Origin of the sequence: Pseudomonas sp. R28(2017) (assembly GCF_002112505.1) — a bacterium.
Taxonomy (GTDB): Bacteria; Pseudomonadota; Gammaproteobacteria; order Pseudomonadales; family Pseudomonadaceae; genus Aquipseudomonas.
In genome coordinates this window covers 37,796-50,585 of sequence record NZ_NEHW01000011.1, presented here as the reverse complement: position 1 = coordinate 50,585, position 12,790 = coordinate 37,796, and the positions used below count along the sequence as shown (strand labels likewise).

At 60.7% G+C, this 12,790-nt stretch carries 12 protein-coding genes; 4 read left to right on the top strand and 8 right to left on the bottom strand.

Annotation, left to right across the window (positions count from 1 at the left end; genetic code table 11):
• The first annotated feature begins 16 nt into the window (after nucleotides 1–16).
• From CAF78_RS19305 to CAF78_RS19290, 4 genes are all read left to right on the top strand, one after another.
• Entirely contained in the window at nucleotides 17–889 is an 873-nt protein-coding gene (locus CAF78_RS19305; RefSeq protein ID WP_085676909.1) for an alpha/beta fold hydrolase, read from the top strand.
• 100 nt (nucleotides 890–989) lie between these two features.
• Complete coding sequence (locus CAF78_RS19300; RefSeq protein ID WP_085676908.1) at nucleotides 990–1,877, top strand: pirin family protein; 888 nt, start codon at nucleotides 990–992, stop codon at nucleotides 1,875–1,877.
• 139 nt (nucleotides 1,878–2,016) lie between these two features.
• Complete coding sequence (locus CAF78_RS19295) at nucleotides 2,017–2,925, top strand: DNA-3-methyladenine glycosylase (protein ID WP_085676907.1); 909 nt, start codon at nucleotides 2,017–2,019, stop codon at nucleotides 2,923–2,925.
• 216 nt (nucleotides 2,926–3,141) lie between these two features.
• Complete coding sequence (locus tag CAF78_RS19290; protein ID WP_085676906.1) at nucleotides 3,142–3,402, top strand: DUF1652 domain-containing protein; 261 nt, start codon at nucleotides 3,142–3,144, stop codon at nucleotides 3,400–3,402.
• 20 nt (nucleotides 3,403–3,422) lie between these two features.
• On the opposite strand, the gene CAF78_RS19285 is transcribed toward CAF78_RS19290, so the two are convergent.
• The 8 genes from CAF78_RS19285 to icmH all read right to left on the bottom strand — a co-directional run bounded on the left by CAF78_RS19285 (nucleotide 3,423) and on the right by icmH (nucleotide 12,699).
• Nucleotides 3,423–4,037 carry a Yip1 family protein gene (locus tag CAF78_RS19285; protein WP_085676905.1) on the bottom strand — a complete coding sequence of 205 codons (615 nt, stop codon included), beginning with the start codon at nucleotides 4,035–4,037 and terminating at the stop codon, nucleotides 3,423–3,425.
• Nucleotides 4,038–4,122: 85 nt separating this feature from the next.
• On the bottom strand, nucleotides 4,123–4,410 hold the full coding sequence (locus tag CAF78_RS19280) for a hypothetical protein (protein ID WP_085676904.1): 288 nt from the start codon (nucleotides 4,408–4,410) through the stop codon (nucleotides 4,123–4,125).
• 196 nt (nucleotides 4,411–4,606) lie between these two features.
• Nucleotides 4,607–4,864, bottom strand: a complete 258-nt coding sequence (locus CAF78_RS19275; protein WP_085676903.1) for a PAAR domain-containing protein — start codon at nucleotides 4,862–4,864, stop codon at nucleotides 4,607–4,609.
• Nucleotides 4,861–5,688 (bottom strand): DUF6708 domain-containing protein, encoded by an 828-nt coding sequence (locus tag CAF78_RS28775; RefSeq protein ID WP_256573943.1) that lies wholly within the window; start codon nucleotides 5,686–5,688, stop codon nucleotides 4,861–4,863. Before CAF78_RS28775 ends, CAF78_RS19275 begins: the two co-directional genes overlap by 4 nt.
• Nucleotides 5,685–8,876: a T6SS effector BTH_I2691 family protein gene (locus tag CAF78_RS19265; protein WP_085676901.1), complete on the bottom strand. Its 3,192-nt coding sequence runs from the start codon at nucleotides 8,874–8,876 to the stop codon at nucleotides 5,685–5,687. Before CAF78_RS19265 ends, CAF78_RS28775 begins: the two co-directional genes overlap by 4 nt.
• Nucleotides 8,873–9,799 (bottom strand): hypothetical protein, encoded by a 927-nt coding sequence (locus CAF78_RS19260; protein WP_085676900.1) that lies wholly within the window; start codon nucleotides 9,797–9,799, stop codon nucleotides 8,873–8,875. Before CAF78_RS19260 ends, CAF78_RS19265 begins: the two co-directional genes overlap by 4 nt.
• Nucleotides 9,796–11,880: a type VI secretion system Vgr family protein gene (locus tag CAF78_RS19255; protein WP_085676899.1), complete on the bottom strand. Its 2,085-nt coding sequence runs from the start codon at nucleotides 11,878–11,880 to the stop codon at nucleotides 9,796–9,798. Before CAF78_RS19255 ends, CAF78_RS19260 begins: the two co-directional genes overlap by 4 nt.
• Nucleotides 11,881–11,910: 30 nt before the next feature.
• Entirely contained in the window at nucleotides 11,911–12,699 is a 789-nt protein-coding gene (icmH, locus tag CAF78_RS19250; RefSeq protein ID WP_256573944.1) for a type IVB secretion system protein IcmH/DotU, read from the bottom strand.
• Between the last annotated feature and the right edge of the window lie 91 nt (nucleotides 12,700–12,790).

Here is a 12,790-nt window from a genome sequence, read left to right as displayed (position 1 = left end):
CGAGTACAGTAAGCCGATGCAGCTGATCCCCTGGTCATTTGACGCCGCCGAAGGTTTCACCTTGCGTGGCTGGCGTTCGCCGGCCAGCGGCAAGCCGCTGCTGCACTTTCTGCACGGCAACGGCTTTTGCTGCCTGGCCTACCAGCCGCTGCTGATGAGCCTCAGTGAACATTTCGATTTATGGCTGAGCGATGTCCAGGGCCATGGTGACAGCGACCATGGCGGTGATTTTCGCGGTTGGAACCGCAGCGCTGCGTTGGCAGTGGAAGCCTTCGATGCCGGCCGTGGGGAATATGGCGACGTGCCCCGGTACGCCGTGGGGCATAGCTTCGGTGGCGTGCTGACCGGGTTGATGCTGGCCAGCCAGCCGGGCTTGTTTGCCCGTGCCGTATTGCTTGACCCGGTACTGTTCAGCCGGCGCATGATCGGTGTGATGGGCGCTGCTGCGCTGGTCGGCCTGCACCGCCGGCATGCCCTGGCGCGCAAGGCTGCCAGCCGGCGCAGCCATTGGCCCGACCGTGAGTCGGCGCGGGCGGCGCTGCAGGGGCGTGGCATCTTCAAAGGCTGGAGCGAAGCCGCACTGCAGGCGTATGTCGAGCACGCGATCGGTGACTGCGGCGAAGGCGTGGTGCTCAAGTGCCGGCCCAGCCGCGAAGTGGAGATCTTCAGCTCGTTCCCGTCGCGCATGTGGGCGCAGCTGGCTGCCATCCAGGCGCCAACCCTGGTGCTTTATGGTGAACAGACCTATCCCTTCGTGCCGCACTCGGTGCAGCGCCTGGCCAGCTTCAACGCTGAGGTAAACGCCCTTCAGGTCCCCGGCGGGCATTGTTTCATGCAGGAAGACCCGGCGATGGCCGCGCAAAAAGTGCTCGAATACCTGCAAGCGTGACCGGCTGTTCCATGGGTGGAACGATCAATGCCATTTCAGCTCACTACCGGCTGATTGGTGTCATTGGTAAGGTTAACCCAGCTTAGAGAGGAGCCTTCTCATGAAAAAGATCCTGGGTATCCACCGCAGCCCTCACGCCCATTGGGTTGGCGATGGCTTCCCCGTGCGTAGCCTGTTCACCTACGACAATCTGGCGAGCAAGATCAGCCCGTTCCTGTTGCTGGACTACGCCGGCCCCTACGACTTCACTTCGACCGGTGACCGTCGCGGTGTCGGCCAGCACCCGCACCGCGGGTTCGAGACCGTGACCATCGTCTATCAGGGCGAGCTGGAACACCGCGACTCGACCGGGGCCGGCGGCCTGATCGGCCCAGGTGACGTGCAGTGGATGACGGCCGCCAACGGCATCATCCACGAAGAGTTCCATTCCCCGGCGTTCGCCCGCAGCGGCGGCACGCTGGAAATGGTGCAGCTGTGGGTCAACCTGCCAGCACGTGACAAGCGCGCGGCGGCGGGTTACCAGACGCTGTTGTCGGCGGACATCCCCGTGGTGCAACTGGAAGGTGACAGCGGCAGCTTGCGGGTGATCGCCGGTGCTTATCAAGGCCATTCGGGCCCGGCGCGGACCTTCACCCCGATGGATGTGTGGGACATGCAGCTCACTGCCGGTGCCAGCCTGCAACTGCCGGTCGCCGAAGGTCGTAATGCTGCGTTGGTGGTGCTGCGGGGTAGCGTGCGGGTCAACGGCGAGCGTGAGGCAGGCCCGGCCAGCCTGGTGCTGCTGGAGCGCGGTGGCGAGCATGTGGCCATCGAGGGGCTCGAAGGCGCCTGCCTGTTGTTGCTCAGTGGCGAACCGATCGATGAGCCGATCGTTGGCTATGGCCCCTTCGTGATGAACAGCCAGGCAGAGATTGCCGAGTCGTTCGATGACTTCCACGCCGGGCGCTTTGGGCAGATGGCGGACGAGGGTGCTGGCTTGGATCATTGACTGCCTGTACCGGCCTCTTCGCGGGCACGCCCGCTCCCACAGGATAACCACAGGTTCGAGCATTGTGGGTTCTCTGTGGGAGCGGGCGTGCCCGCGAAGAGGCCGGTACAAACCCTGCAAATCTTGGCATGATGCAGCGATGCTTCTGTCCCGACTGCACGCAGTTCACCGCTCACTCAACGGCTACGGCCAGCACACGTTGTGGCTGCGCTACCCCACGCCCTACCATTGGCCTTCTACTCAAGCCTTTCTGGCCGCCCGCTGCATCCCCGGCATCGAAACCTTCAGCAATGGCATCTATCGCCGCAGTTTCCCTGTGGCAGGCCAACACGCTGTACTCGAAGCCAGGCCTGCCAGCGGCAATCGCCTGTATATCCAGCTAAGCGGTGTGCCTGCCTCAGCCGTCCCTTCACTGATCGCCCGCATCCGCCGCTTCTTCGACCTCGACGCCGACCCCAAAAGCATCGCCGCCGAGCTGTCCCGCGACCCGTTGATGGCCAGGCTGCTCGCCGCCCGGCCAGGCCTGCGCGTCCCGCAGGGCTGGGACGCCTGCGAGCAAGCCATGCGCACCGTACTCGGTCAGCAGATCAGCGTGGCGGGCGCCATGACCCTTGCCGGGCGCCTGGTGGCGCGCCATGGCCAGCCGTTGCGCCTGCCGGCCGCTGGCCTGACCCATGTGTTCCCGACCCCGAGCGTGCTCGCCAACGCCGAACTGGAAAACCTCGGCATGCCCCGCGCACGCGCTGCCACCCTGGGTACGCTGGCGCGAGCGCTACTGGCGCAGCCAGCACTGTTGCGCAAGGGGCAGGCGCTGGAGCCGCTGCTGGCCAACCTTTGCCGCTTGAAGGGGATCGGCCCCTGGAGTGCCCACTATCTGGCGCTGCGCCAGGCGGGCGTCGGTGATGCGTTGCCATTGGGGGATGTGGCATTGGTCAAAGCCTTGCGCCGGTTGGAGGGGCCAGACGCTCAACTGGCCGAACGCGCGTTGGCCTGGCGCCCCTGGCGCGCTTATGCCGCGCAGCATCTGTGGGCGTCACTGGCTGACTGACAGGCGCAGCCAGCGACCGCCTGTCGCGTCGTGCCAGTATTCGATCGAACGGGCGAGGTCGATCATCGTTCTTCCACTAAGGTGCTAAAGGATTCTCCGCACGATCATTGCCTCGGCGCATGGACGGCCGCTTGGGCATGCGCAATATCAATTAGCACCCTGCCCGCCAAAGGCGTACTCACACAACAGGCCATCCAGTACAGAGAGGGTCGTACCATGTCGTTGATAGGAGTTTCGATGCTGGAAATGCGGCAGATCATCGAGCAGGCCTGCCTGCCCGACCGCTGCGAAGTCAGCTGCCCGGACGGCACCACCTTGACCATCCGCCTGGGTCAAGGAGAAAGCCTGGAGGAGGGCGTGACCCTCTCCGGGGTCCCGCTGCAGAGCTTGAACAGTTGTCGCGACCTGGTAAACCTGGTCGGCCAGCTGCACACCCTGCGAGATAGCCAGCCGGCGGCACTCAGGGCCATCGCCTGAGCACCCGAAGTGCACCCCGGTCAGCCGAGGCTGGCCGGGCGCACGTATTCCGGCATCAGGCCATTGGTCCAGAACAGGATCATCGACACCAGGATGGTCACCAGCAACAGCAGGCCCACGCCCCAGACGCAGCTGGCAAACAGCATGGCCTGCTCCTTGCGCAGGCGCAGGAACGTCTGCAGGCCGCCGTACAGCAATACCGTGGCGTAGGCTGAAGCGGCAACCAGCGCCAGCAGGGCCAGCCAGCGGATCGGCAGCAGGCCAACCACTCCCGCGAAGAACCACGGCGTGGCGCAATAGGCGGCGAAGCCGATGCATTGATTGAGTGTCGGTTGCGCATCGAAGCCGCGCGACATCCAGCGGATCATCACCCCCATCAGCATTACACCGACCACCGTGGTGGCATACAGCAGCCCCGCCAGTTGCGCGGCACTGGCCATGCTCAGTTGCACCCGGTCCTGCGCGGCCAGGCTCCAGCCGAAAGTGGTGGTGCCGACGAACAGGCACAGGGCAGGTATCAGTGCCAGCGCCAGCAGGCGCGGCAGGTATTGTTGCGGGTGTTCCTCCTCGGCGCGGCGGATGTCGATCCAGGCGTCGGAGGGGTGGGTGAAGAGCTTGAGCAACGGGCTGTTCATGGCGTTCTCCAGAAGGCAGGGCCTTGTAGGTATGGAGATCTGCCGTTTGCGGCAGGTTCAGCCCAGTGCGCCGCCGTTGATCGGCTTATTGCAGCTCCAATAGCAGGTTCAAGCCGCCATCGCCGCATTTGCCCTGGTCGCGGACCACCCCGTGATAACTACGCCCGTCCCAGATGAATGCCACGCTGTGGGCGCGCTCGACCTTGTCTGGCAGCGGCGGGCAGATGTGCAGGCGCAGGGCAGGGCGGCCCTGCAGGTTGAGGGGGGCAAGCTGGCATTGGCACTCCACGCTCAGGGCCACCGGGCCGAACAGGGTGTCGCGGACATAGTCGAGTTGCAGGCTGGAGTTGGGCGCGCGGCCGGGCATCTTCATGGCAACCGGGCTCCTGGGCGTTGGCAGCGCGGGGAAGGCGGGATGGGCATAGGTGGCAGGCTCCTGGCAAAAGGATGGCACGTATCATCTTTTGGAAGCTTACCGGCGCCGGATGTTCAATTTGTTTCATGGGTTTTCATAGGGTTTTTGGGGTGTGCCGACGAAGGGCCGCCTGGCGGCCCCGGTTCGAGGACGGTCAATCCAGTTGCCAGTTCTTGTCACCTTGGCTCAGTACGCCGCCGTGGTCGGTTCTGTCACCTTCACGTGCTACGGCTTTACCTTCAATTTGAAAACCTGTTGCGCCGGTTTCGATCACCGCTCCGCAGCTGGTGCGGTCGCCGACTCTGGCCACAGCTTTGCCATTGAAGGTGTAGTGAGTGCTGCCTGTCTCAACCACGCCCGGGCCGTGGATCGGGCAGTCATGGCGGTGGCCTACGAGTATTACGGGTTTCATTTCTGGTCTCCTGGATTGGGGGCGGTGCGGGATTCCAGGTCCATATCAGCGGGCCAGTGGACTTTGGGGGCGAGGCGGTCGAATGGGTTGCGATGAAAAGCATTTTCCCAGGGGTCGGGATTTGGGAATTCATCCCAGTCTCTGGGGGGGTGAACGAAGTTGGGAAGTACTTCAGGGCCGTTTTCCATAAAAGCCCTGGCAATTTCCCAGTAAAGTGTACCTTGATGTATATCATCACATAGAAAAAGGCGATCTATGATTTCGTTGGTCTCGGGTTTCTTGACTGATAACATTATTCTTTCTTTTAGCCCGCCGTAGCCCAGCGGTACATAGGTGCGATAAGCCTCTGCTGTGAGGTCGTCCCAGTTGTAGCTGATGGGTCTGACACCCCAGTTTTTTCGGCCGAAAGGATAAGCTTGTTCGAATCTATATTGATAGAAATAAACTTTTCGGCGGAGTCTATTGAAGCGAATAGGTTCGTGGCGTGGCATTTCAAGGTCTAGGCGGATTACTGGTATTCCCACGAATACCGCGCCAAGTACTAAAGCCAGAAATGCGACTATTCTGATGTCGGGCGCGAAAAACCACGTGGGGTCGTCGTAGGCTATAAACGGGATTCCGGTGGCAGTGATAAAAAGTATGCTGGATCCTAGAAATAGCAGAAGCCCACGAGGCCTGAGAGGTGTCCTCGGTATTTCTAGGTAATAATTATCAGCGTGATTAGGTGGTGGGTAAATTCTTGCTGCGGCTGGAGCGACGTTGCAACTTTTATTGGGTGCGGGCAGATCATACTGCCAGCCAAATTCACGCTTTATATTGTTCACTGGTTGCTCTCATTGCTTACGAGTTTTGCATAGGCTTCTGGTATGTTGCGATCAGGCCAGTACATTATGATGAGTGAGGCTGATGTTATGTTGTGCAGTACGGTGTCGGGTGTGAGTTCTAATTCGCCAGTGAATGTTTTGGTGGCATGCCTGTTGTCGTTAGCCGAGTTTGATTCTTGTAGAGATTCACTAAGTTTTAGAGTATCCATTTGGTAGTCGATGTTGCTTGGAACTTTTGAGGTGGGTGTAAATTTTTGTTCTGTGGCTTTGCTTGCTACGTTCGGGGGGTAATGCTCCTTAGATAATATGGCTTCGCCTGCAGCTGTATTAAGATTATTCATGTCACCATGTCGATGGATTAAGAGTTTCCATTGGTAGCTTGAGATTGACTCTAAGAAGCGAGGGAGTAAGACGTTAAATTTTAGACGTCGATGCACTTTAAGGTCGATAGGGATGCCTATTTTTGAATTCACTGGTTGATTGGTGAACATGACCTCGAATTTTAAATCGCCGGATACGCCTAGTGTTGCTGTATTCAACTCAGCGAGTGCGATATCCGCATAGATTGGTGAATCCCAATGTGTGCGGGGATTTTCATTTGCTATTCCGAAGTAGCAGCGACGGGCCCATCGCTCTAATGCTGTTGACTCCTGCTGGCCGCCTGCTTTCATGAAGCTGTATGCGACAAAAGTGAAAATGATCGAGACCCCTAAAGCCCCGGCTGCCAATGAAGTGGATACGGCTAGAATAGCCAGAACGGTGCCGGCAGAGGCGGACACAGTTGCAGCACGATAGAATCTTTTTGCAGTTGTATCCCCGGCTTCGCCCGCACGCCTCGAAGCGATGCACGCTTGAATAGCCTCGAAAATTCCCGATGCCGCATTCAGGGTGGAACCATACTTGGCGACGGCACGACCCATGGAGTGTTCTATCTTTGTGGTTGCCCTTCGCGGCGTCAAAAAACCGATTAACTCTACGCTGCTACCGACAATGCCAAGACCCGACCCATACAGTGTCATCATCGCCTCATTTGATTTAGGGCCAATAACCTCTTCAGCCTTCTTCAAGTTCTTACTTAAGCTGTCACCCAGCAGATAAAGCCCGCCCAGCGAGAGCAATAACTCCCAGCCTTTTCCCACACCTCGTAATCCGATGAAGCTGTCACGCACCAACTGTGAAGCCTGGCCCGCACTGATCTTCATGCCATTCAGGGTCTTGCGCGCTTCCAGTTCCAGCGTCCCCCCTGCCACCTTGATTTCCACCAGCGCCATCTTCGCGGTGTCGTTTAACTGATTGACGTTCAACTTCACCTCCTTGGATAACCGCTCATGCAGGTCGTGCGCCGTGCCCTCGACCCAAACGCTGACCGGGATCACCTGATGTGCGATTTTCGGGTCGAGCACGGCAAGGCTCAGCAATCCGGTCTGGATGATCGGTTTTACCTTGCTTGCTTGCCTGAAAATACCGGCCTTCACGTCTTCGAGGTCCGGCATCATCTCTGCCCGCGCCTTGGCCAGTTTCTCGCTGGCGCTGTTCTGCAGTTCACGCAGGTGCGCGCTCTGCAAGGCGTAGTACTCGCCCAGCTTCATCTGCACCTGCAGTTCGATCAGATGCACACCGTTGTAAATCCGTTGGCTGGCACTGTTCAGGTGCCGCACGGCCTGCTGGATACCAGGGTCGAGCCGCGTCTGCAGGCGCAGACTGGCGGCATTGACCGCGCCCTGCAATTCGGTGATGGCCTGTTTGAGCGAGTCTCGCATCTTCAGGCCGGCGTCTTCGCTGGTGATGAACTTGCTCAGGGCGCTATAAAGCTTCTCACTGTCGTTCCAGTTGGTCGGCTCGCTCGGCGAGAAGCTCGGCAGCAGCGCTGCCATCAGGGGGGCATCGCGCAGCATCAAAGCGCGGTAGGGTGGGCTGTTCGGGTCTTGCAGCCACTTCAGCCACAGCGCTCCACTGGTACCTGGGGCTAGCTCAGGATTGGTGGACGGCGCTTCGGTGATGCCACCGGCCAGGCAAGCAGCGATGGTTTTGCTGTAAGCAATACCCGATTCCCGGTCCCGGCCATCGTAGTCGTGTCGCTCGATCAGCGCAAAGGCCGCGCTCTCGCAGAGTTTCGCGTAGGTGCCAGCATGCCGGTCAATGAAAGCCTGGAACCGGGCTTCTTCCTGCTGGTATTCGGCCTGGAACGCTGCACGCCGGGGCTCGTCATAGCGCTCCTCTAGCTTTTCATCACTCTCTTGCTGGCGCCGTTTAACCTCGCGCTGGCGCTCTACCTTGGGATCGGTAAACACCGGCGGCCCGTCGCCTGTCTGTGGTTCGAACGTCGCTACTTCTTGCGCCGCCCACTCACGCTGGGTAGCGCGAATGATCTGCAGGATCTGCGACGTCTGCAGCTGATAGGCGCGCAGCGGGTCCTCACGCCAGGCCTGGCGCTTGACCACCCAGTTCAGGCGTTGGTGGTTGTACTCCTGGATCAGGCCGACAGTGTCGTCGAGCACCACCGCCAGCACGCCGTTTTCCAGCTGGTGGCGGGCCATGGCGTTGACCAGGAAACCGCGCAGGGCAGTCTTGCGCAGGAAACGGCTGTGAAAGCCATGGGCACTGTCGAACGGCCCGTTCAGTTGCTGGGCATACTCGAATACCTGGCGATCGACCTGGAGGTTGTCCGGGGTCATGGCCAGGCCCAGCAGCTCAGGGTGCTTGCGCGCCTGGATCAGGTCCAGGCCTTCGAAGCGCTGCGCAGGCGCTTGGCCGCTCTTGTAGGCATCTAGCACGCTGACTGGCCAGGGATCGCTGGAAAAGGCCAGCCAGGCCGAGCCGTAGGTGTCGGTGTCGACGTTGAGGAAGGACGATGGGATGTCGTGGTTTTCATGCACGCAGTGCTCGGGCAGCGACGGTGGCGGCCCTGGGTTTGGCTCGTAGGGTAAGAAGCGGCGCAGATGGCCTTGCGCGGTGACTTCGTAGGCGTGCCAGATGCGTTGGTCGAGCAGCACATAGAGATAACCGCTGCGCAAGGTGCGCAGGCCTATCCGCGTTTGCGTGGCGGGGTCGCTGCCGGGGCGGGTATCGGGGACCACGGCGCGGCGCAGGGGGAGGATGGGCAGGCCCTGGCGCTGGCAGGCTTTGCAGGGAGTAAGCAGGAAGTCTGTTTCGGTGATCAGGTTGGCAATGTTCTGACTGAAGCTCATGGGTAGGCCTCGAGATTGGGGAGCGTGGCAAGCAGGCGCCGCCAGTTCGAATCGGAGTAACGCGCCATCTGGGCACTCAGTGGGTATTGCTGATGTATGGAGGCGCTGATCATGTCGCGCACGGCTGTGAGGGTGTGCAGCTGTGGGTGTAGGCAAAGCCAGTGCAAGGCCAGTGCCCGGATGTCTTGCTCAGCGCTCAGACCGAGCCCGCGTGCGTCATTGATGTGATTGAAGGCGCGCACGGCAGCGAATGGAGGGAACGCTGGGACTTTGATTGTGTTGTTGGCAAACAGCGTTGATGCCTTCCAAATCGCCAGCACGGCCTCGATCAGTGCGATGTCCTGTTGAACACCGAGGGCACCCGCAGGTAAACCGCTCCGGGCATGTGGCTGACCTTTCAGGCTCGCCAGGCTGCCGCCACTGGTCAAGAACACCCAGCGCTCGATCGGCCACCAAGGCCCCTGTTCCGCACGCTCGAACAACGCGGCCAGCAGTTCCAGGCGCAGCGGTTCGTAAACAGGGTGAAACGTGGTCGTCCCGGATGCATCGGGCAAACGGCACAGGGCAGTCAGGTGAGCTGCGACGGCGGTGGGCGGCGCTTCGCTGAGCAGCCAACCGCAGACATGGCGCTTGCGCCGATGCATGTCGCGTTCGGCAGCCTGTGCTGTCGCCTCCAGCAGTGAAATGTCAGGCGAGCTTCCGGGCGAGCCAAGACAAACGAGCACGGGATGCAACCCGGGTGCACGAGGCAGGTCGGGCCGAACCACGCGTGTCATCGCTTTGTCGCCCAATGCTAATTTCAGGCTTGCAAGTAATGACTGTTCGCTGCCTTCTGAAACTGCCAGCGGGTCCAGCAGCACATAACGGTATTGCCCGGGGCGGTGGTGTTGGTTGATGAGCTTGATCAAGGCTTCACTGCTCATCGGCCGGTCTCCTCGCACCGGTCGCTGGCATTGGCGAGCAGATCCAGGTCCAGGGTGTTTCCCGATCCCTCGACGGCTGCCTGGGTCGGGCCGAGCAATGTGAGTGTCAGGCCGTTCAGGGTGATGCCTTGCTGGTCCAGCACGATGCTGCCGCCAGGGCTTCTGAACTCGATGCGCTCGCTGGCCTGCAGTTGATAGACCGTGGTTTGCAAGTTCACACCCCCGCCGATGCTGATGTGCTGCCGGCCTTTGATGTGCAGCTCGCTCTGGCCACCGACACTGACATGGTGATTGGCCCCCGTGGCCTCACGATGGTCATTTCCGACTTGCTCGATGAGGTCCTGACCTATGTCTACCTGGCAGGTACGCCCGACCCGATCAGTCCGGTCGCGGCCCGTTTGTTGTTGAAGATCGTTGCCGACCGTCAGCTGCTCGTCATTGCCCACCTGCTCGACCCGGTTGCGCCCGACGCGGGTGGTTTCATCGTGCTTGACCACATTGTTCTGGTCCCGCTCGGCATGGATGAACACTTCCTGCTTGCCCAGTTCATCCTCGAAGCGCAGTTCGTTGAAACCATCACCCTTGTGGGTCTGGCTCTTGATGGTCATGCGCGTCTTGTGTTCCGGCAGGTCGTACGGCGGCAGCTGGTTACCGCAGTACGTACGCCCGGTGATCATCGGCTGATCGGGGTCGCCGTTGACGTAGTGGATGATCACGTCCTGGCCGACCCGCGGGATGGCCATCGAACCCCAGCTGCCGCCGGCCCAGCCTTGCGAAACGCGCACCCAGCAGGAGCTGAACTCGTTGTTCTGGCTCTCTCGGTCCCAAGGGAAACTGACCTTGACCCGGCCCCACGGGTCGCAGTAGATCTCCTCACCGGGTGGCCCGACCACGGTGGCCATGTGCGGGCCATCGACACGGGGCTTGTCCAGCGGGGCAGGGCGCCACTCGGTCCGGCCAGGCACGAGTGTCGCGTTCTGCTGGTAGTGCGTGCCGCGTTCGGCACCGGCGGCTTCTTCCTGCAAGCTGGTGAACTGGCTGCCCTCATGGACGACATGGATCACCCGCCAATGCACGTTCAGGTCTTCACGCGGATGTTCGGTGAGGGTGAAGCTCAGCCCCGGTTGCAGGCGCACATCGTCGCCTTCCACTTCAGCGATGCAGGCATCGTGACGCCGGGCGTCGAGGCGGGTCTGGGTAAAGGGCTTGCCTACCGCATCGCGCTTGTAGCGGCCGGGGTAGTCGAAACGCTCGTAATCCGTCGCTTGGTGAACTACGCCGCTGGCCTCTGCACGGTGCTGCTGGTGATAGGCCGGGTTGGTGAAGGTGTAGTCGCGCTGCACTTGCCTGGCGGTACGTACCTGCTCGCTATAGCGCAACCGACGCAGGCAGGGTAGCGCCTGCACACCGCCGCTGTTGGTGCGGTACAGCACATGATAGGGGCCCATCTGCTCTTGATCATCGAACAGGCCGTCATCGTCATCCTCGGTCTTGATGACGCCATGACTGATCAGCCCCAAGGCCTGCACGCGATCGCTGATGATCAGCTTGTGCTGTTTGGCGCTGTGCGCGAAGCGGTAGACGAAGCCTTCCTCAGCCGCCAGCCGGGCGATGAAGTCGAGGTCGGTCTCGCCGGCCTGCACGCAGAATTCGCGCACCTGATGATTGCAGCTGGCATGCAGCTCGAAGTGCAGGATGCGCTGGCGCTTGAGCATCAGTTCGATGATCTGCGCGGCGGTTTTCTGCTGGAAGATGCGCCAGTTCGAGCGCAGATTGGCGCGTGCCAGTTGTGGCTCGACCAAGGCGTGGTAACGGGTACGACAGAAGCCGGTTTCACCCTGGCTGAAGCTGCTGATCAGGCCGTGCACGTAGCGCAGCGGGCGTTCACCACGCCAGAGGGTGAACAGTGCAGGTTTGTCGAGCAACTGGGCAAAGTCGGCATCATCCTCGAAGCTGATCAGTTCCAGCTGCAACTGGAACGGCGTGCTGATCGCCTCGTCGAGCTTGAACGACACGACCTCGAATTCCATTTGGGTCAGCAGCGGCTGAAAGCTGAAGCGCAGGTCGGTTTGGCTGGACATGTGGATCTCCCTGAAATGCGTGGCATTCGGCTACTGCTGTAAAATGCGCTCCAACGACTCCAGCACCTCGGTGGTAATGAGATGAAGTCGGTAGCTGTAGATCCCGTAGGCAATGGCCATGGCAATGGCAGACAGCACCAGCGGGCTCCACCAGGGCCACTGCCGTTTCAAGCGGAAGTCGCGGGGCGCCACGTTGGTGTAGGGGTCGCTGATTTCTGTCGGGACGGGGCCGCGCAGTTCGCGGATAATCCCGTGCAGCTGGTGGATCAGGGCGTTCAGTGTTTCTTCGCCTTTCGGGGCAACGGCGTACTTGCCCTTCAGGCCCAGGCACAGCGCGAAATACATGAACTCCAGGGCGTCCTGATAGCGCTTGGGCTCCTGTATGAGCCGCGAGAGCACGGTGAAGACCTTTTCACCGCCCTGGGTCTCGTCATGGAAGATGCTCAGCAGCGATGTTTGGCTCCAGCAACTGTTCTTGCCCCACGGGCGTTCCATCACGGCTTCGTCGATGAACAGGCACAGGGCATAGGAGTAGGCCTGCAATTGCGCCGGCTCATAGTTGTTCTGGCGCATCTCCTGGCGAATGTTCTCGATCTGGTTGCGCACTTTCTGGTGCACATCCTTGATGTTCGGAAGTTCATCCAGCGTGCGCAGGCGCATGACCAGGCCGAACAGCGGTGCGGCGGCGTCCAGCATCAGGTTGTCGTAGCCACCGCGCAGTTGAAAGTCCGGGTCCGCCGCGTAAACTTCAGGTTCTGAAGGGGGCGTCTGGCGGCTGTCGCTGGAAAGGCGGGCAGCCCATGCAGTTGGTTCGAGCATGCTTTGAGCATTCTGCTCGTTCATGCGACAAGTTGTATTTGCCGTTCCCGCGTGTTCATCGTTAGCGTTAGAGTGTGTGGGCATCTGGTTC

What these genes read in the sequence shown, in the direction of transcription:
- CAF78_RS19305 (WP_085676909.1), top strand. Translation starts at nt 17, where the DNA reads ATGCAGCTGATCCCCTGGTCATTTGACGCCGCCGAAGGTTTCACCTTG.
- CAF78_RS19300 (WP_085676908.1), top strand. Translation starts at nt 990, where the DNA reads ATGAAAAAGATCCTGGGTATCCACCGCAGCCCTCACGCCCATTGGGTT.
- CAF78_RS19295 (WP_085676907.1), top strand. Translation starts at nt 2,017, where the DNA reads ATGCTTCTGTCCCGACTGCACGCAGTTCACCGCTCACTCAACGGCTAC.
- CAF78_RS19290 (WP_085676906.1), top strand. Translation starts at nt 3,142, where the DNA reads ATGTCGTTGATAGGAGTTTCGATGCTGGAAATGCGGCAGATCATCGAG.
- CAF78_RS19285 (WP_085676905.1), bottom strand. Translation starts at nt 4,037, where the DNA reads ATGAACAGCCCGTTGCTCAAGCTCTTCACCCACCCCTCCGACGCCTGG.
- CAF78_RS19280 (WP_085676904.1), bottom strand. Translation starts at nt 4,410, where the DNA reads ATGAAGATGCCCGGCCGCGCGCCCAACTCCAGCCTGCAACTCGACTAT.
- CAF78_RS19275 (WP_085676903.1), bottom strand. Translation starts at nt 4,864, where the DNA reads ATGAAACCCGTAATACTCGTAGGCCACCGCCATGACTGCCCGATCCAC.
- CAF78_RS19265 (WP_085676901.1), bottom strand. Translation starts at nt 8,876, where the DNA reads ATGAGCTTCAGTCAGAACATTGCCAACCTGATCACCGAAACAGACTTC.
- CAF78_RS19260 (WP_085676900.1), bottom strand. Translation starts at nt 9,799, where the DNA reads ATGAGCAGTGAAGCCTTGATCAAGCTCATCAACCAACACCACCGCCCC.
- CAF78_RS19255 (WP_085676899.1), bottom strand. Translation starts at nt 11,880, where the DNA reads ATGTCCAGCCAAACCGACCTGCGCTTCAGCTTTCAGCCGCTGCTGACC.
- icmH (WP_256573944.1), bottom strand. Translation starts at nt 12,699, where the DNA reads ATGCTCGAACCAACTGCATGGGCTGCCCGCCTTTCCAGCGACAGCCGC.